Genomic DNA, 19,044 nt, shown 5'->3' on the forward strand with positions numbered 1-19,044 from the left:
GCGAACCGGCGGGGCCGACCCCACCCGGCTTGCTCGACAATCGAATAGCGGTATTCGACCCGACCTTAACTGCGACCAAGAGGGCATGTCCAGATAAGCCATTCGCCGTGGTGAATAGTGCGCGGGTTGCGGGATGGCGACGTCGTGGTTTCGCGGACATTTACGCTTTTCGCCCGGCGCGTGCCCCGGAGCGGCTTCGAGCTGCGCCGGAGCGCTGTTCCGGCGCGCTCGTGCGCAGGTCGGCGGGGGTGCGGGTATGGGCGGTGGGGTTCGGGGTGCGGTGTTTCGCCAATCCGAAGACCGGGGAGTTCGGGGTGGGGTGGCAGGCGCATCGGGGTTTTTGGTTTCTCCACGCTGTGGACGGATTGCCGCCGGGGAGGGTTCGGGAAGGTGCGCGTTCCCGTGAGTGAGATGCGGTGACTTTCCCTTCTCCCCGGAGTGCTCCCCGCGTGGTCGCGCGCATCCGACCAGATCCGGAAACCGGCCGCGAACAGCACGAAGGCCACCCGCGCGACCGGACGTGGTCGCACGGGTGGCCTCGGTTCCAGGGCCGCCCGAAGGCTCGAACGGGACCGCGCGGCCCCCGGTCAGCTCACCGCCGCCGCCGCCGGGCCGCCACCGCCAGCTCCTCCAGCAGCGCCGCCGTCCTGGGCCACGACAGGCACGCGTCCGTCACGCTCAGATCCCGCCGCACCGCGCGGCCGGGCGCGAGCGCCTGGGCCCCGTCCGCCAGGTACGACTCCAGCATCACCCCCACCAGCGCCCGGTTCCCGCCCGCGACCTGACCCGCCAGGTCCGCCACCACCGCGGGCTGCCGGTTGTGGTCCTTGCCGCTGTTGCCGTGCGAGGCGTCCACCACCACCCGCTCCGGCAGCCTCGCCACCCGCAGCGCCTCCAGCGCGGTGGCCACCGACGTCGCGTCGTAGTTCGGCGAGATCCCGCCGCGCAGCACCAGGTGCGCGTCCGGGTTCCCGCTCCCGCGCAGCACCGACAGCCGACCGTCCACGCCGACGCCGGGGAACACGTGCGACAACCCGGCCGCCCGCACCGCCGCCACCGCCGTGTCCAGCGCCCCGGACACGCAGTTCTTCATCCCCACCGGCATCCCCAGCGCCGACGCCAGGTGCCGGTGCGGCTGGCTGGCGACCGTGCGCGCCCCGACCGCGCCCCACGACACCACGTCCGCCACGTACGGCGCGAGCATCGGGTCGACGAACTCGTACGCCACCGGCAGCACCCGCGCCGCCGCGACCAGGAACTCCCGCCCGACCCGCACCCCGCGCGCCACGTCCCCGCCGCCGTCCATGCCCGGATCGGGCAGCAGCCCGGTCCAGCCGGACACGGTGCGCGGTTTCTCCAGGTACCCGCGCAGCACCACCAGCACGTCGTCCGCCACCCGCGCGGCCGTCCCGGCCAGCAGCTCCGCGTACTCCAGCGCCGCCCCGGTGTCGTGCACCGAGCACGGCCCCACCACCGCCAGCAGCCGGGGGTCGCGGCCCGCCAGCACGTCCGCGATCGCCGCCCGGTGGCCGGGGACCGGGTCCGGCGCGGGCAGGGCGGCGATCAGGTCCGAGGGCGCGGGCGGGTTCGGCTCCAGCGCGGCCAGCGCGGTCGTCAGGTCGGTCAGGGTCTCGTCGGTCAGGGTCTCAGTCATCCTTGGGGTCCTTCGGGGAGACGGGAGGGGAGGCGGGCAGCCGGGTCGCCCCGGCCGCCGCGACGAGCACCAGCGCGAGCACCCACCAGAAGGTGTCGGCGTAGGCGGCGGCCACGTCGGGGCCGCGCGCCGCCAGCCGCCCGCCGAGCAGCACCGCGAGCAGCGCGGTGCCGAGCGAGCCGCCGACGGTGTTGAGCAGGTTCAGCGCGCCCGCGGCCCTGGGCAGCCCGCCGGGCGGCAGGCTCCGGTACACCGTGGCCAGCACCGGCGCGCTCACCAGCGCCGCGCCGACCCCGCGCAGCAGCAGCGCGCCCGCGACCAGCGCGTCCGGCGGCGCGTGGTGCAGCTGCGTGAACGGGACCGTGCCGAGCGCGACCAGGCCGATGCCGCACAGCACCAGCACCCTGGGCGCGGTCCGGTCCACCAGCCGGCTCACCAGCACCGACCCGGCGGCGGCGCCGATCCCCTGCGGGGCCAGGAGGAGCCCGGTCCGCCACGGGGTGAGCCCGCCGCCGCCCTGCAGGTAGAGCGGCAGCAGGAACATCGTGCCGAACACCGACGCGCCCAGCAGCAGCAGCGCCAGCGCCGCGACCCCGAACGGCGGCCGGGTGAACAACCTCGGGTCCACCAGCGGCGGCACGTCCCGCGCCCGCAGGCCGTGCCAGGTGAACGCCACCAGCGCCAGCACCCCGAGCCCGATGCCGGCCGCCGACACCGGCGGACCGCCGTCCCCGGTCAGGCCCAGCACCAGCACCGCCAGGCCGGGCGCGAGCAGCAGCGCGCCCACCAGGTCGAACCGGGCGCGCGCCTCCGACGGCGGAACGGACGGCACGTGCCGCACCGCCAGCGCCGCCGCCACCACGCCGATCGGCAGGTTCACCAGGAACAGCCACGGCCAGTCCGCGACGGCCAGCAGCGTCCCGCCCGTCAGCGGCCCCAGCACGGGGGACAGCAGCGGCACCACGCCGACGACGCTGATCAACCGCCCGATCCGGCCGGGTCCGGCCACGCGCGCCAGCAGCGCCTGACCGGTGGGCGGCAGCAGCCCGCCGCCGATGCCCTGCACCACCCGGAACGCCACCAGCGACGGCAGCGACCAGGCCACCGCGCACAGCGCCGACCCGAGCAGGAACACCCCGAGCGCGCCCAGCCACACCCGCCGCCCGCCGAACCGGTCGGCCAGCCACCCGGACGCGGGCACCGAGGCGACCACCGCCAGCAGGTAGGCGGTGGTCACCCACTGCACCTCGGTGACCCCGGCCCCGAAGTCCTCGGAGAGCCGGTCGACGCCGACCGCGACGATCGTCGCGTCCAGGGTGGCCATGAACGTGCCCAGCACCAGCACGAACGCGGTGCGCAGCAGCGGCCGGTCGATGCGCGAACCGGGGGCGGTCACGACGCGCCGCCCAGGGCGACCCGCGCCACGAACTCCGCCGCGTCCCCGTCCAGCGCGTCCACGATCCCGCGCAACGCCGCCCCGAACCGCCCCGCGATCCCGCGCACCTCGTCCTCCCCGAACACCCCGGCCTGCGGCACGAGCACCCCGCGCCACCCGTCCCCGTCCGGCGCGACGGTCACGGTGAGCGGGTGGTGCGTGCGCTCCCGGAACCGGCTGCCGGTGATCTCCAGCCCCGGCGCGGGCTCGCGCAGCGCCGCCGGGTCGAACGGGTAGTTCTCGAACACCAGCAGCGTGTCGAACAACCCGTGCCCCACCAGGGCCTCCAGCGCGTCGACGCCGACGTGCTGCTGCCCGACGAGGTCCTGCTGCCGCCGCTGCGCCCGCACCAGCGCCTCGCCGAGCGGCCCGGTCAGGTCGACCCGGACCGGGGCCGTGCCGACCAGCAGTCCGATGATCTCCTCGACCCCGTCGACCTCGCCCGCCCGGTTCGCGACCATCGTGCCGAAGCACACCTCTGACCGCCCGGACGCCGCGGCCAGCACCGCCGACCACGCGCCCTGCACCAGGGTTCCCGGCGTCACCCCGTGCCGGGCCGCCGCCCTCCCCAGCGCGGCGACGGCGTCCGGCGGCACGTCCAGCAGCACCGCCTCGGCCGCGCCGACCAGCCGGGGCCGCGAGCCGACCAGGTAGTCGCCCTCGCCCAACCCGGCCAGCTCCCGCCGCCACCGCGCCTCGTCCGCGGGGTTGTCGGCCAACCACCGCAGGTACCGGGCGAACGGCACGGGCTCGGGCAGCTCGCGCCCGGCGTACAGGGCGAACAGCTCTCCGAGGACGCGCGGCGCCGACCAGCCGTCCGACAGCACGTGGTGGCTGGTGAGCACCAGCACCGCGCCCCCGTCGACCGGCACGACGGTCAACCGCAGCGGTGGCCCGACCGCGAGGTCGAACGGCTCCGCCAGGTCGTCGGCGAGCACCCGGTCCACCGACCCGTCGACCACGCGGAAACCGGGCCGCGGATCGGCGGGCAGCACCTGCACCGGCAGGTCGAGCGGGAACACCGCGCCCAGGTTCGGGTGCCGCCGGAGCAACCGGACCCCGGCCTCCCGCAACGCCTCCACGTCCAGCCCACCGGCGATCGTGAACGCCGCCTGCACCGTGTACGGGTCGTGCGCCCCGCGCGCCACCTCGGCCCGCGACCAGCGCAGCACCACCTCCTGCAGCGGCGTCAGCGGCAGCACGTCGGCCACCGGCAGCGCGTCCTCCAGCGCGTCCACGTCCGCCTGGTCCAGCGGGGCCAGCGGCAGGTCGGACGGGGTCAACCCGGCCCGCTCCAGCACATCCGGGTCCGCGAGCCGCCCCAGCGCCGCCACCAGCAGCGCGCCCAGCTCGGCCACCCGCTCCCCGCCCGGCAATCCGGACGGCCAGGTCAGCCGCAGCGCCAGCACCTCGTGCCGCACCATCGCGTTGACCACCAGCGCCTGCGGCAGCGGCATGTCGTCCCCGCCACCGGACCCCAGCGGCTCCGCGCCCGGCGGCACCTGCCACGCACCCTCCACAATGGACTGTGGCGCGAACCGGCCGAGGTAGTTGAACGCCACCTCCGGCTCCACCGCGCCGGGCAGCTCCCCGGCCAGCCGCAGCAGCCCGTGCCCGAGCCCGTCACCGCGCGCGCCCAGGTGCTCCTTGACCGCCTTCACCGCGCGCACCGGGTCGTCGTCCGGCCAGGTCACCCGCGCCGGGTGCACGGCGGTGAACCAGCCGACCGCCTGCGCCAGATCGGCCTCGCGCGGCCGACCGTGGCCCTCCAGCGCCACCAGCACGTCCCGCGCCCCACCCCGCCAGGCCGCCACCGCGTCGGCCAGCGCCGTCAGCAGCACGGCGTCCGGCGTGGTCCGGTAGGCGGCGGGCAGCGCCGTCAGCACCGCCCGCGTCACCTCGGGCCCCACCTCCACCACGTGGTGCACGGCCGTGGACGCGGTGTCCCGCACCGGATCGAGCGCCTCGGGGAACAGCGGCGCGGGCGGGTCGGCCAGCACCGCGCGCCAGTGCGGCAGCTCCGCGTCCCGAGCCGAACCGACGACCTCGCGGGCCCACCCGGCGTAGGACCGCCCCCGCCGCACCAGCTCCCCGCCGTCGAACGCCTGCGCGACGTCGTCCAGCAGCACCCGCCACGACACCCCGTCCACGACGAGGTGGTGCGCCACCAGCAGCAACCGGCCCAGCCGCTCCGGCCCGGCGTCCACCCACACCGCGCGCAGCAGCGGCCCGCGCTCCGGGTCCAGCTCCGCCCGCACCCGCGCGAGTTCCCGCGCCACGGCGGAATCCGGGTCGTCGTCCGACACGGCCACGAGCACGTCGGCCCCGCGCACCCCGCCCACCGGCGCGATCCGCAGCACCTGCCCGACCAACCGGGCCCGCAGCACGTCGTGCCGCGCCAGCACCGCGTCCAGCACCCGCTCCCACCGCGCCGCGCCCGCGCCAGCCGGGACGCACACCTGCGTCCACTGGCAGAACCCGGCCGCCCGCTCCCCGGCGCGCGCCAGCAGCTCCCGCGCCACCGGCAGCAGCGGCACGTCCCCGACGACCGGCTTCTCCGCCGCCACAACGGCCTCCCGCCCGCAGCGCGCCGCGATCCCGGCGATCGTGCCGCCGTCGAACACGTCCCGAGCCGACAGCACCAGCCCGGCCCGCCGCGCCCGCGACACCACCTGCAGCGTCACGATGCTGTCCCCGCCGACCGACAGGAACTCGTCGTCCAGCCCGACCCCGGCGCCCAGCACCTCCCGCACCACCGCCAGCAGCGCGGACTCCTCACGCGTCACCGGTTCCCGCGCCGGGGCCGCGACCCGCGCCGGTTCCGGCAGCGCGGCCCGGTCCAGCTTCCCGCCGGGCGTGAGCGGCAGCGCGTCCAGCACCACCAGCGCCGACGGCACCACGTGCTCCGGCAGCTCCCGCGCCAGCGCGGCCCGCACCGCCGCCACGTCCAGCTCCACGCCGTCGACCGGGATCACGTACCCGATCAACCGGTTCGCCCGCGCGACCACCGCGCAGGCCCGCACCCCGTCCTGCCGCGTCAGCGCGGTCTCCACCTCGGCCAGCTCGATCCGGAAGCCGCGCACCTTCACCTGGTGGTCGACCCGGCCCAGGAACACCAGGTTCCCGTCCGGCCGCCACCGCACCAGGTCCCCGGTCCGGTACATCCGCTCGCCGGGCGGCCCGAACGGGTCCGCGACGAACGCGCCCGCCGTGAGCCCCGGCCGGTTCAGGTACCCGCGCGCCAGCTTCGGTCCGGCCAGGTAGAGCTCGCCGACCACGCCGACGCCGACCGGGCGCAGCGCGCCGTCCAGCACGTGCGCCCGCACCTGCGGGTCCGGCCGCCCGATCGGCAGCGGGCCGGGGTCGTCGGGGGAGTAGCGCCAGGTCACCGAGTTCACCGTCACCTCGGTCGGCCCGTACGCGTTGAACAGCGCCCGCCGACCGCCCCACCGGCGCGCCAGCTCCGGGTCCAGCCGCTCCGCCCCGACCACGAAGAACACATCCGGGTCGACCGCCGCGTCGTCCGGCATCGCGGCCAGGAACGAGGGCAGCAGGTTCACCCCGGTCACCCGGTGCTCCCGCACGTACTCCAGCAGCTCGTCACCGGGCACCCGCACCTCCTCCGGCGCGATCACCGACGTGCCGCCGGACAGCAGCGGCACCATGAACTGCCAGAACGCCACGTCGAAGCTGGTCGACGCGAAGTGCAGGTACCGGTCGCGCTCGGTGACCCCGACCACGTCCTCCTGCAGGGTCAGCAGGCTCGGCACGCCCCGGTGCGGCACCCCGACCGCCTTGGGGCGCCCGGTGGTGCCGGAGGTGAAGATGACGTACGCCAACCAGTCCTCGTGGAAACCGGCGCGCGCCGCGACCGGGTCCTCGTCCCACTCCGCCGGTCCGTCCACCTCGGACTCGTCCAGCACCAGCGCGGGCGCGTCCACCGGCAGCCCGGCGGCCAGCACGTCGGCGGTGGTGATCACCGCGGCGGGCGCGACCTCCTCGCACATCACGGCCAGCCGCTCGCGCGGGTAGCCGGGGTCCATCGGCACGTGCACCGCGCCCGCCTTGAACGCCGCGAGCAGCGCCACCACCAGGTCCACGTCGCGCGGCAGCAGCACCGCCACGCTGTCCTGCGGCGTCACCCCCGCCGCGACCAGCGCGTTCGCCACCCGGTTGGCCCGCCGGTCCAGCTCGGCGTAGCTCAGCGAGCGCGACCGGCACACCACGGCTTCCGCGTCCGGCCCGCGCCGCACCCACCGCCCGAACTCCTCGAGGCACCCGGCCCGCTCGCGCGAGGGCTCCGCGCCCACCCCCAGGCGCAGCACGGCCTCCCGCTCGTCGTCCGGCAGGATCGCCAAGCGCCCCAAGGGGAGTTCCGGCCCGTCGACCAGCCCCTCCAGCACCCGCAGCAGCCACCGGCCGTACCCGCGCACGGTGTCCGCGTCGAACGCGTGCGCCTGGTAGCCCAGCCCCACGGTGATCTCCGCGCCGGGGATCACCACGACGGTCAGCGGGTAGTGCGTGGCGTCGGTGATGTCCACCCCGACCAGGTCCAGGCCCGGCGCGAGGGTGGTGCGGTCCCGGTTGGAGAGCGGGAAGTTCTCCACCACCAGCATGGTGTCGAACAGCTCGCCCACCCCGACCGAGCGCTGGAGCTCCGGCAGGCCGACGTGGTGGTGCTCCACCAGCGCCGCGCCGTGCTCGTGCACCCGCGCCAGCAGCCCGGCCCCGGTGTCGGCGGGGGAGAAGCGCACCCGCACCGGGATCGTGCCACCGAGCTGCCCGACCACGGTGGCGACCCCGTCGACCTCGGCGGGCCTCCCGGACACCGGGCAGCCGAACAGCACGTCCCGGCGACCGGTGACCGTGCCCAGCAGCAGGCCCCAGGCGGCCTGGAACACCGTCGCGGTCGTGACGCCCTGGTCGCGCGCGAACGCGGTCAGCCGGGCGCTGAACTCCGCGCCCAGCCCGAACGAGACCCGCTCCGGCCTGCCGACGCCGGTTCCGGCGCCCGCGGGGGCGAGCCGGGTGCCCTCGTCCACCCCGGCCAGCTCCGCGCCCCACGCGGCCCGCGCGGCGTCCCGGTCGCGCCCGGCCAGCCAGCGGTGGAACTCCCCGAGCGGCGGGACGGCCGGAACCTCCGGCCCACCACCGAGTTCGGCGTACAGCGCCAGCAGCGAGCGGCCCACCAGGGGCATGGACCAGCCGTCGAGCAGCGCGTGGTGGTTGGTGATCACCAGCCGGTGCTCGTCCCGCGACAGCGAGCACAGCAGGAACCGGATCAGCGGCGGCCGGTCCGGGTGGAACGGCCGGGTCAGCTCCTCCCGGCAGGCCCGCTCGAACGCCTCCCCGCCGTCCTGCTGCCAGTCCTGCCGCCAGTCCAGGCGCACGGCGGCGGGCACGACCTGCACGACCTCGCCGGACGCCGAAGTGTGCAGGTGCACCCGCAGCGCCGGCGTGCGCCGCAGCAGCTCGGCGGCGGCCTCGCGCAACCGGTCCGCGTCCAGCGCGCCGACCAGGTGCGTCACGGCCTGCACCACGTACACGTCGGCCTCGTCGTCGGCCCGCACCAGGGTGTGGAACGCCAGACCGACCTGCAGCGGCGTCGCGGGCAGCACGTCCACCACGCGCCCGTCCCGCTCGACGACGGCCAGCTCGTCCGCGTCCAGCCCGACGAGCGGCACGTCGGACGGGGTCAGCGCGCCGCCGTCGGGCCCGATCCGCCCGGCGTGCGCGGCGAGCGCTTCCAGCGCCCGCGTCCACGCGTCCTGGAGCCCGGACACCGCGTCCGCGCCCAGGACGCGACCCGCGGCGGTCCACTCGACGGCGAGCGCGCCGTCCGCGTGCACGAAGCTGTTGAGCGCCAGCACCTGCTCCAGCTTCTTGCCACCCGGCTCGACGACGGAGAACGCGTCCCGCTCGGGCAACCGCCACCCGTCACCGGGCAGCGGCGCGAACCGGCCCAGGTGGTTGAGCAGCAGCTGCGGCGGCGGCCCGGCCAGCTCCTCGGCGGCGACCGGGTCCAGGTGCCGCAGCACGCCGTACCCGACGCCGTGGTCGGGCGCGGCCCGCTTGGCCTCCTTGGCGGCCCGCACCAGCGCGCCCGCCGCGTCACCACCGGCGAGCGCGTCGGCCAGCGCCTCGGCCGACCGGACGGCGTCGGCGGGCACCAGCACCGGGTACTCGCTGGTGAACCAGCCGACCGCGCGCGACAGGTCGGCTCCGGGCAGCTCCCGGCCGTGGCCCTCGGTGCTGACCGGGATCGCGTCGTCGGCCCCGCGCCACACCCGCAGCGCGAGCACGAGCGCGGCGATCAGCACCTCGTCCGCACCGGCCCGGTAGGCGGCGGTCAGGTCGGTCAGCAGCGGCCCCGCGACCCGCGCCGGAGCGGTGGTGGTCGTGACCGCGGCGGTGGACGCGGTGTCCGCGCCGGTCAGGTCCCGCGCGCCGAGCCGGAACCCGGCGCCGCGCACGGCCCGCCAGTGCGGCAGCTCGTCCCGCCGCGCCCCGGTCGCCCCCTGCTCGGCCAGCGCCAGCGCGTGCCGCCGCCAGGACGACCCGACGGGCGGCAGCTCCCGCCCGGCGCACGCGGCCCGCAGGTCGGGCAGCAGCACCCGCCAGGACACCCCGTCGACCACCAGGTGGTGCAGCACGACGACCAGCACGCCGTCGCCCAGCGCCACCCGCACCAGCTCGCCCGCGCCAGGGTCCAGCTCACCCGCCAGCAGCGCCGCGACCTCGGCCGCCGTCGCCCCGGCGGGCCACTCGCGCACCGCGGTCTCCGCCGCCACCGCCCCGCGCGGCCGGACCACCAGCCCGGCGGGCGTCGCGATCAGCCGCAGCGCGTCGTGGTGGTCCAGCACCGCGCGCACCCCGGCGACCAGCCGGAAACCGTCCACATCGGACACCTGCGGCGCGCTCCACTGCGCGTACCCGGCGAAGTCCTCCGGCGCGTTGGCGTCCAGCAGGGCGCGCACGATCGGCGGCGCGGGCACCGGCCCGGTCGGCTCGTCGGCCACCGCCGCCACCTCGCCCACCGGCCGCGCCGACGCCGCCAGCGCCGCCAGGTCCCGCCTGCCCAGCAGGTCACGCGGGCGCAGCTCAAGCCCGTGCGCCCGCAGCGCCGCGCTCACCCCGATCGCGGTGATGCTGTCCCCGCCCAGCGCGAAGAAGTCGTCGTCCACCCCGACCGACCCGGCCCCGACCGCCTCGGCGACCGCCGCGCACAGCAGCCGCTCCGCCTCGGTGCGCGGGGCCCGCCCGCCACCGGCGACCTGCGGCGCGGGCAGCGCGGCCCGGTCCAGCTTGCCGTTCACCGTCACCGGCAGCGCCTCCAGCAGCACCACCGCCGACGGCACCAGGTGGTCCGGCAGGTCGGCGGCCAGCGCGTCCCGCACCGACTCCGCCGTCACCACCGCGCCCGCCTCGGCCACCACGTACCCGACCAGCCGCGCCGGACCGCCGTCCGAGCGCACGTCCGCCGCAGCCGCGGCGACACCCGGCAGCGCCCCCAGCGCCGCCTCCACCTCGCCGACCTCGACCCGGTGCCCGCGCACCTTCACCTGGCCGTCCTGCCGCCCCAGGTACTCCACGCCCCGAGCCGTCCACCGGGCCAGGTCGCCGGTCCGGTACATCCGCTCGCCCGGCGCGCCGAACGGGTCGGCCACGAACCGCTCCGCCGTCGCCCCCGGCTGACCCAGGTACCCGCGCGCCAGCTGCGGTCCCGCCAGGTACAGCTCACCGGCCACGCCCTCGGGGACCGGCCGCAGCGCCCCGTCCAGCAGGTAGACCCGAGTCCCCGACACCGGGTGCCCGATCACCGGGTCGTCCCCGGACAGCACCGCCACCGTGGCGTCCACAGTGGACTCGGTCGGCCCGTACGCGTTGCGCGCCCGCACCCCCGACGCCACGACCCGCCGCCACAGCGCGGGCGGCGTCGCCTCGCCGCCCAGCACCAGCAGCGCGGGCCGGTGCTCCCCCTCCAGCAGCCCGGCCGCCACCAGCGGCGCGGCCAGCGACGGGGTCGTGTCCACCACGTCGACCCGGTCCCGCCGCACCGCGGCCAGCAGCGCGTCCACGTCCCGCGCCACCTCGGCGTCGTACAACCGCAGCTCGTGCCCGCACAGCAACCACGCCAGCTGGTCGAGCGCCGAGTCGAACGCGAACGAGTAGGTGTGCGCCACCCGCAACCGCCGCCCGGCCGCCCGCTCCGCCGCGGGCGCCGTGATCCCCCGGTGGTGGTGCAGCAGCGCGGCCAACCCGCCCCGCCGCACCAGCACCCCCTTGGGCCTGCCGGTCGACCCGGAGGTGTGCAGCACGTACGCCAGGTGCTCGGGGTGGCGCGGGGCCGCCAGCTCGTGCTCCGCCAACGCCTCCCGCGAGTGCCCGGTCAGCTCCTCCGCGACCTCCGCCGAGTCCAGCACCACCGACTCGACCCCGTCCGGCACCAGGTGCGCCAGCTCGGCCGTCACCAGCGCGATCCGCGCCCCGGCCACCAGCTCCCGCACCCGCGCCTCCGGGTGCGCGGTGTCCAGCGGCAGGAACGCCGCCCCCGCGACCAGGGACCCGAGCAGCCCCACCACGGTCCCGACCGAGCGCGGCACGGCCAGCGCCACCACGTCGTCCGGCCCGATCCCGCGTGCCCGCAGCACCCGCGCCACCCGGTGCGCCCACCCGGACAGCTCGGCCCCGGACAGCGCGACCCCGTTGTGCGCCAACGCGATCGCGTCCGCGTCCAGCCCGGCCAGCAGTTCCGGCACGTCCAGCACCGGGCCGGGCAGCGCGGGCGTCGCCCAGCGCGCCAGCAGCTCGTCCCGCTCCTGCGCGCCGATCAGGTCCACCCGCGCGACCGGCGGCGCGTCCGCCGCGCACAACCCGGCCACCAGCGCGGTGAACCCGGCCAACCTGCGGTCCACCGCCGCCTGGTCGTGGGTGCGCCCGTCCACCTCGAACCCCAGCAGCAGCCCGCCGTCCCCGGTCGGCAGCACGCTGAGCCCCATGTCCTCCGGCGGCCCGCCCGCCACGTTGCGCATCGTCCCGGCCGCGCCCGCGAAGTCCAGCTTCAGGTCGAACGCCTTCAGGTTCACCCCGCGCCCGTGCAGCAGCGCGCCCGCCCCAGGCGCGGCCAGGTCGCGCGGCAGGTCCTCGCCCCGGTACCGCTGGTGCGCCCGCACCTGGCGCATCAGCGCCGCGACCCGCCCGGTCAGCTCGCCGAGCCGGTCCCCACCCCGCACGGGGACCCGCAGCGGCAGCACGTTGACCGCCATCGCCGGGGTGCGCAGCGCCGCGCTCCCGGTGCGGCACATCAGCGGCAGCGCGAACACCGCCTCGCCCTGACCCAGCACCCGGTGCAGGTACGCCGCGTAGCAGGCGATCAGCGCGTCGCCCCAGGTCGCGCCACCCGAGTCCTTCGCGCAGCCCTCGGCGACCTCCTTGAGCCGCGCCACCGCCGACGCGGGCAGCACGGTCCGCGCGGTCACCGTCCGCGTCGGCGCGCCGGAAACCCCTGGCTCGGCAAGGCTTCCCACCTCGGGCAGCGGCGTGAACCGCTCCACCCAGTAGGCCCGGTCCGCCGCCGCCTGCGGGCTCGCCCGGTACGCCAGGTCGGCGGCCACGAGGTCGGCGAACCGGCCGAACGGGCACTTCGCCACCGCCGTCCCGCGCACCAGCGCCGTGTAGTGCGCGGCGGTGCGGCGGGCCAGCATCGCCGCCGTGTACCCGTCGAACACCAGGTGGTGCCCGAGCTGGGTGTACCAGACCTCCCGGTCCGACAACCGGATCACCACGCGCGAGCACAGCGCCCGGTCCACCATCCCCCGGCAGTGCTCGGCGGCGCGCGCCCGCTCGGCCTCCACCAGCGCGTGCGCCGCCGCCACCGGGTCGGCCTCACCGGACAGGTCCACCACCGGCGGCAGCGGCACCGGCTCGGCCGACACCACCTGGCGCGGCCCGTCCGGGGTGTCGAACACCCGCAGCCGCAACGACTCCGCCTCACCCGTGGTGGCCCGCACGGCGCGCGCCAGCAGCCCGGCGTCCACCGGGCCGCCGCCGCGCACCTCCACCACGTCGCCCACCACGTAGTGCGGCGAGTCCGGTTCCAGGCGCTGGGCGTTGAACACGCCCAGCTGGGCGCCGGTCAGCTCCAGCAGCTCGGTGCTCTCCTGGGCGGACTGGACTCGGGCAGTGCTCAACTCGGGCTCCCGTTCTCGTCGGGTGGGTGGGCCGTGGTGGGCTCGTTGTTCGGGAACGGGAAAACGCGAAGGTCAGCAGGCTCTGAGGTCCGGCACGACCATCGGCGTGCCGGTCACCGGGTCCGGCACCACCACGCTCGGCAGGTCGAACACCTCCCGCACCAGCGCGGCGTCCACGATCTCGGACGGCGCGCCCTCCGCGACCACGCGCCCGTCGCGCATCGCCACGAGGTGGTCGGCGTACCGGCAGGCCTGGTTGACGTCGTGGAGCACCGCGATCACGGTCCGCCCCTCGTCGCGCAACCCCGCCAGCAGCTCCAGCAACTGGTACTGGTGCGTCAGGTCCAAGAAGGACGTCGGCTCGTCCAGCAGCAGGTAGGGCGTGTCCTGGGCCAGCACCACGGCCACCCACACCCGCTGCCGCTGCCCGCCGGACAGCTCCCGCACCGGCCGGTCCACCAGCTCCGCCACCCCGGCCGCCGCGACGGCCCGCGCGACGGCGGCCTCGTCCTGCTCCGACCAGGTCGACAGCAGCGACTGGTGCGGGAACCGGCCGCGCGCCACCAGCTGCCGCACCCGGATGTCCTCCGGCGCGACGGGTTCCTGCGGCAGGAACCCGAGCGAGCGGGCCAGCGCCTTCGTCGGGTAGTCGCCCACCGGCCTCCCGTCGAACGCCACCTCCCCGCCGGAGGTCTTGAGCAGCCGCGCGAACGCGCGCAGCAGCGTCGACTTCCCGCAGGCGTTGGGCCCGACGACGGCGGTGAACGCCCCGTCCGGCACGTCGAGGGCGAGCCGGGTCGACACGACCCGCTCCCCGTAGCGCAGGGTCACGTCCCTGGCGGTCAAGCGCGCGGTCACGACCGCCGCACCTCCTTGGTGAGCAACCAGATCAGGTAGCAGCCGCCGATGGCCGTGCTGACCACGCCCACCGGAAGCGAGACGGGGGCCAGCAGCACCTGCGCGACCAGGTCGGCCCCCTGCAGCAGCACGGCGCCGGTCAGGGCGGCGGGCAGCAGCGGGACACCGGCGGAGCGGGCGAGCCTGCGCCCGATCTGCGGCGCGGCCAGCGCGATGAACGCCACCGGCCCGGCGACGGCGGTCACCGTCGCGGTCAGCCCGACGCCGATCACCACCAGCTCCAACCGCAGCCGCTCCAGGCGGACCCCCGTGGTGACCGCCAGCTCCGGGCCGAGCCCGGCCTGGCCGACGTCCCGCGAGCGGGCCGCCAGCCACCCCAGCAGCACCACGACCACGGTGAACGGGATGCCCAGGTCCTCCCAGCCGACCCCGTTGAGCGAACCGGCGCTCCAGCCCACGGCGGCGATCGCCACCTCCAGCTCCGCGCGCAGCACGATCCACGAGTTCAGCGCGGTCAGCACCGCGTTCACCGCGATGCCGATGACCACCAGCCGCAACCCGGACAGCCCGCCGCCCAGCGACAGCAGGTACACCGCCGCGGCGGCCACCGCACCGCCGAGCACCGAGCTGAGCGCGAGCTGACCGGGCGTGCCCGCGAGCACGGTGATCGCGATCAGCGCGCCCGTGTAGGCGCCCGCGTCCAGCCCGATCACGTCCGGGCTGCCCATCGGGTTGCGGGTCAGGTTCTGGAACACCGCGCCCGCCAGCCCCAGCGCCGCGCCGAACACCAGCCCGGCGGCCACGCGCGGCGCCCGCCACTCGCGGATCACCACCCCGCCGTTCCCGGTCAGCGCGGAGAGCACCTTGGCGGGCGAGGCCCACGACGCCCCGTAGCACAGCCCCAGCAGCCCGAGCCCCAGGATCAGCACCACCATGCAGCCGGTCAGCACCAGCACGCGCCGCTCGACGCGGGCGGTGAACCGGCCCGCGCGCACCACGACCGCGCGCGTCACAGCTCCGCCGCCCCGTACTTGCGGACCGCCCAGGCCAGCACCGGCCCGCCCAGGAACGCGGTCACGATCGCCACCGGCACCTCGCCGGTCGGCAGCAGCACGCGGGAAGCGGTGTCCGCCAGCAGCAGCAGCACCGGACCGAGCACCAGCGCGTACCCGACCAGCCACGGCACCGACGCCCCGGCCGCGCGCCGCGCCAGGTGCGGCACGATCAGCCCCACGAACAGGATCGGCCCGGCCACCGCCGTCGCCGCACCGGCCAGCGCGGTCACCAGCACCAGCGCCCCCACCCGCACCCGCGCCACGTTCGCCCCCAGCGCCCGCGCCACGCCCTCGCCCAGCGCCACCGCGTCGAGCTGCCTGCTCAGCACCAGCGCGCCGACCAGTGCCAGCGCGATCGCCAGCAGCGGCACGGTCGTCGGCGCCTGCTCGCGCCCGGCCAGCGACCCGACCGCCCAGAACCGGTACCGGTCGAACACGTCCGGCACCAGCAGCCGCAGCCCCAGGCCCACGCCGGACAGCACGGAGGTCAGCGCCACCCCGGTCAGCACCAGCCGCAGCGGCGAGGTCCGGCCGACCGCGTACACCAGCAGCGCGGCCAGCACGGCCCCCAGCACCGACAGCAGCAGCTCACCGGCCGCGCCCGCGACCCCCAGCGCCGAACCGACCGTGATCGCGAACCCGGCCCCCGCCGTCACGCCCAGCACACCGGGTTCGGCCAGCGGGTTGCGCGACAGCGCCTGCACCAGCGCGCCCGCCACGGCCAGCGCCGCACCGGCGGCCACCGCCAGCACCGCGCGCGGGGCCCGCACGTCCCACACGATCATCGCGTCGGGCGAGCCGTCCGGGGACAGCAGCACCCGCACCACGTCACCGGGGGCGATCGCGCGCGCCCCCACCCCCAGGCTCACCACGGCGGCCACGCCCAGCAGCACGACGGCGGCGGCCAGGAGCGCGACCCGCGCCCCGGCCGCCGCCCGCGTCGCTCGGCTCACTTGGCCAGCAGCGGCGCGAACGCCTCGTCCGCGGCCTTCAGCGTCAGCTTCGCGGCCTCGTACGTCGCGGCCTCGGTGTAGCGCAGCGGGAAGGTCTTCCCGGCCTTCACGGCGGGCAGCTCCTTCCACAGCGGCGAGTCCATGACGTACTGGACCGGCGCGGGCACCGAGCCGTCGGCCTTCACCGAGTAGGTGATCGCCTCGGCCTCGGCGAACGCGGCGGGCAGCTCCTCGATCGAGGGGTACTCGCTGACGTCGCGCGAGCCGCCGCCCTTGACCTTGACCTCGCCGTAGTAGCCCGCTCCGAGGTCCTGGGCGATGTTGGTGCCCCAGGAACCGTCGAACTCGCGCTGGAAGTTGCCCTTGGCGACCTCGCCGTACGCGCCCACGTGCGCGAGCTTGAGCTTCGGCAGCACGTCCGCGTACTTGGCGGCCAGGTCGGCGGCCTGCTTCTCGTACTCGGCCTTGACCGAGTCGAACTTCTCGACCGCGCCCGCCGCGTCGGCCTGCTTGCGCGACAGGTCCCGCCACATCGACGGCACCGACGGCCCGATCGCGACCACCGGCGCGATCGACTCCAGCCGCTTGACGTCGATGTCGGCCAGCACCGGCTTCGGCACGCCGATCACGATGAGGTCGGGCTCGGCCTCGGCGATCGCCTCGTAGTTGGTCTCCGAGGCGGACTCGCCCGCGACCTTCGGCAGCTCCTCGTACTTCTTCCGGTCGTCGGCGTCCATCATCGGCACGCCGCGCGACCAGGCGGAGATCCCCACCAGCGGCGCGTCGGCCTCCAGCAGCGCGGGGACCGCGTACCCGGTCGCGATGACGCGCTTGGGGGAGGCCGGCACGGTGATCTCGCCGTTGTCGGCGGTCACCACGCGCGTCCGGTTCGCGTCGGCGGTGGACTGCGCGTCGCCGCCCGCGCCCTCGCCGGACGTGCCGGACGAGCAGCCGACCGCGAGGGCCAGCGAGAGCAGCAGCGCGCCCGCGACGCGGGGGGATCTGGCAGTGGTGGACATCGTTGTTTTCCTCATTCGGTTGCGGCGTTGGCCTTGCTCGACCCGCTCACGAGGCGGGCCCGTCTCCGTGGTCGTGCTCGTGGTGCCCGTGGCCCGGCTGCTCGTGCTCGTCGTCCTCGTCGAAGTCCGCGACCCCGCGCTTCCAGTAGCCGGTGATGTCGTAGTCCTCTGTGGACAGACCCAGCTCCTCGCGCACCCAGCGGCGCAGCGGCTTGATCACCCCGGCCTCGCCCGCGATCCACGCGTACAACCGCGTGCCCTCGGGCCTGGCGACGGTGCGCACCGCGCGCTCCAGCACGTCGCTGCTCCCCGGTGGGACGTCGCCCCGGTGCAGCCAGTGCACCCGGACGTCCTCCGGCGCGGACAGCTCGATCTCCTCGCCCGCGTCCGCGACCTCGACGAACGCCCACCCCGCGGCCGTGCGCGGCAGCTCCTCCAGCCACCGGGCGATCGCGGGCAGCGCGGTGATGTCCCCGGCCAGCAGGTACCGGTCGTAGTCGTGCGGCACGATCAGCCCGCCGGGCGGACCGGCCACGTGCACCACGTCGCCCGGCTTCGCGGCCAGCGCCCAGTCCGAGCCGAGGCCGCCCGCGTGCAGCGCCACGTCGACGTCCAGCTCGCCGCTGACCGGGTCGTAGCGCCGCACCGTGTACTCACGCGAGACCGGGGCGGGCCTGGGCCAGCGCAGCATGTCCCCGTTCGGTTCGGGCAGCCGCAGCTCGCCGCGCTCGTCCGGGAAGACCAGCTTCACGTGCTCGTCGGGCGAGTGCGCCTCGAAGCCCTCGGTGCCCGGCCCGCCGAGCGTGACCCTGATCAGCCCGGAGCCCAGCGGAGCGGTGCGCACCACCTCGGCGGCGCGCACCCGGATCGGGTAGCCGACCTTCTCCGCGCCACCGGCCTTCCCGGCGCGCACCTCGGCGATCCGCTCGTGGTGCCGGTGCCGGTGGTCGACCCGGCGCGGACGGCCCGCAGCCCCGCTCACGAGCCCACCACCAGCGCCGTCCAGTGCGCCAGCTCCGGCTGCTCGGCCAGGTCCGGGAACTCCACCTCGGCCCCGGCCGCGCGCCAGCGCTCCACCAGCCCCATGACCCGCACCGAGTCCAGGCCCAGGTCCAGCAGGTCGGCGTCCCCGGCCAGCTCGTCGGGCTCGACGCCCAGCACCTCGGCCACGTCCGCGCGGACCCGCTCGGCGGTCAACGACTGCTCGCTCATCCCTGCGCTCCAGCGGGGATCGGGGCCGACAGCGCGGAGAGCGCGTCGGCCGTGGTGGTCACGACGCCGCACCGCTGCGCGACGTACTCGCAGGCCTGGTCGTGCCGCTCGCGGGAGAAGTCCGCGACCGCGTCGCACACCAGGAACGGCCGCACGTCGCGCATGAACGCCTCGACGGCCGTGGCCTGGCAGCCGATGTGCGCGTACACGCCGGTGATCAGCAGCTGGTCGCGGCCCAGCTCGGCCAGCCGGTCGGCGAAGGCGCTGCGCTGGAACGCGCTGTAGCGCCACTTCACCAGCACCTCGTCACCGTCCCGCGGCGCCAGCTCCGGCACCACGTCGGCGGCCGACGGGTCGGCGTCGATCACCGCGCCGATGCCCGCGCCCCAGAACTCGGTCAGCAGCCCTCGATCCCGGTCCGCCTGACGTCCGGGCTGCGCGGTGTAGAACACCGGCGCGCCCACCCGGCGGGCCGCCTCGATCAGCGCCGCGATGTTCGCGACCATCTCCGGAACCGGAGCGCCCGCGTACGGCGCCAGGAAGTAGCGCTGCGCGTCGTGCACCAGCAGCGCGGCGCGCGCCGGCTCCGGCGTCCAGGCGACCCGGCCCTCGGGCAGCTCGGCCGCCGTCGGCAGCGCGTACGGCTCGATCCTCGGCAACGACAACGC

At 76.4% G+C, this 19,044-nt stretch carries 10 protein-coding genes; all 10 read right to left on the reverse strand.

The features are described 5' to 3' along the window. Positions 1-592 precede the first annotated feature (592 nt). On the reverse strand, positions 593-1,654 hold the full coding sequence (locus AMIR_RS13590) for a 3-deoxy-7-phosphoheptulonate synthase (RefSeq protein WP_015801541.1): 1,062 nt from the start codon (positions 1,652-1,654) through the stop codon (positions 593-595). After that, the gene (locus tag AMIR_RS13595) at positions 1,647-3,050 is read right to left on the reverse strand and encodes an MDR family MFS transporter (protein ID WP_015801542.1); all 1,404 of its coding nucleotides are present in this window, start codon (positions 3,048-3,050) and stop codon (positions 1,647-1,649) included. Before AMIR_RS13595 ends, AMIR_RS13590 begins: the two co-directional genes overlap by 8 nt. Further along, positions 3,047-13,279: a non-ribosomal peptide synthetase gene (locus AMIR_RS13600; RefSeq protein ID WP_015801543.1), complete on the reverse strand. Its 10,233-nt coding sequence runs from the start codon at positions 13,277-13,279 to the stop codon at positions 3,047-3,049. Before AMIR_RS13600 ends, AMIR_RS13595 begins: the two co-directional genes overlap by 4 nt. A 72-nt stretch (positions 13,280-13,351) precedes the next feature. Beyond that, positions 13,352-14,137 (reverse strand): ABC transporter ATP-binding protein, encoded by a 786-nt coding sequence (locus AMIR_RS13605; protein ID WP_015801544.1) that lies wholly within the window; start codon positions 14,135-14,137, stop codon positions 13,352-13,354. Beyond that, positions 14,134-15,150, reverse strand: coding sequence for a FecCD family ABC transporter permease (locus tag AMIR_RS13610; RefSeq protein WP_015801545.1), 1,017 nt, complete (start codon positions 15,148-15,150; stop codon positions 14,134-14,136). Before AMIR_RS13610 ends, AMIR_RS13605 begins: the two co-directional genes overlap by 4 nt. After that, a complete protein-coding gene (locus AMIR_RS13615) occupies positions 15,147-16,145 on the reverse strand; it encodes a FecCD family ABC transporter permease (RefSeq protein WP_015801546.1) in 999 nt (332 codons plus the stop codon). Before AMIR_RS13615 ends, AMIR_RS13610 begins: the two co-directional genes overlap by 4 nt. Next, entirely contained in the window at positions 16,142-17,164 is a 1,023-nt protein-coding gene (locus AMIR_RS13620) for an ABC transporter substrate-binding protein (protein WP_015801547.1), read from the reverse strand. Before AMIR_RS13620 ends, AMIR_RS13615 begins: the two co-directional genes overlap by 4 nt. A gap of 46 nt (positions 17,165-17,210) precedes the next feature. After that, entirely contained in the window at positions 17,211-18,146 is a 936-nt protein-coding gene (locus AMIR_RS13625; protein WP_015801548.1) for a siderophore-interacting protein, read from the reverse strand. Continuing rightward, complete coding sequence (locus tag AMIR_RS13630; RefSeq protein ID WP_041836737.1) at positions 18,143-18,376, reverse strand: phosphopantetheine-binding protein; 234 nt, start codon at positions 18,374-18,376, stop codon at positions 18,143-18,145. Before AMIR_RS13630 ends, AMIR_RS13625 begins: the two co-directional genes overlap by 4 nt. Next, positions 18,373-19,041 carry an isochorismatase family protein gene (locus AMIR_RS13635; RefSeq protein ID WP_041837751.1) on the reverse strand — a complete coding sequence of 223 codons (669 nt, stop codon included), beginning with the start codon at positions 19,039-19,041 and terminating at the stop codon, positions 18,373-18,375. The genes AMIR_RS13630 and AMIR_RS13635 overlap by 4 nt, the downstream gene beginning before the upstream one ends. Positions 19,042-19,044: the final 3 nt, after the last annotated feature.

It is taken from the genome of Actinosynnema mirum DSM 43827, from assembly GCF_000023245.1.
Taxonomy (GTDB): domain Bacteria; phylum Actinomycetota; class Actinomycetes; order Mycobacteriales; family Pseudonocardiaceae; genus Actinosynnema; species Actinosynnema mirum.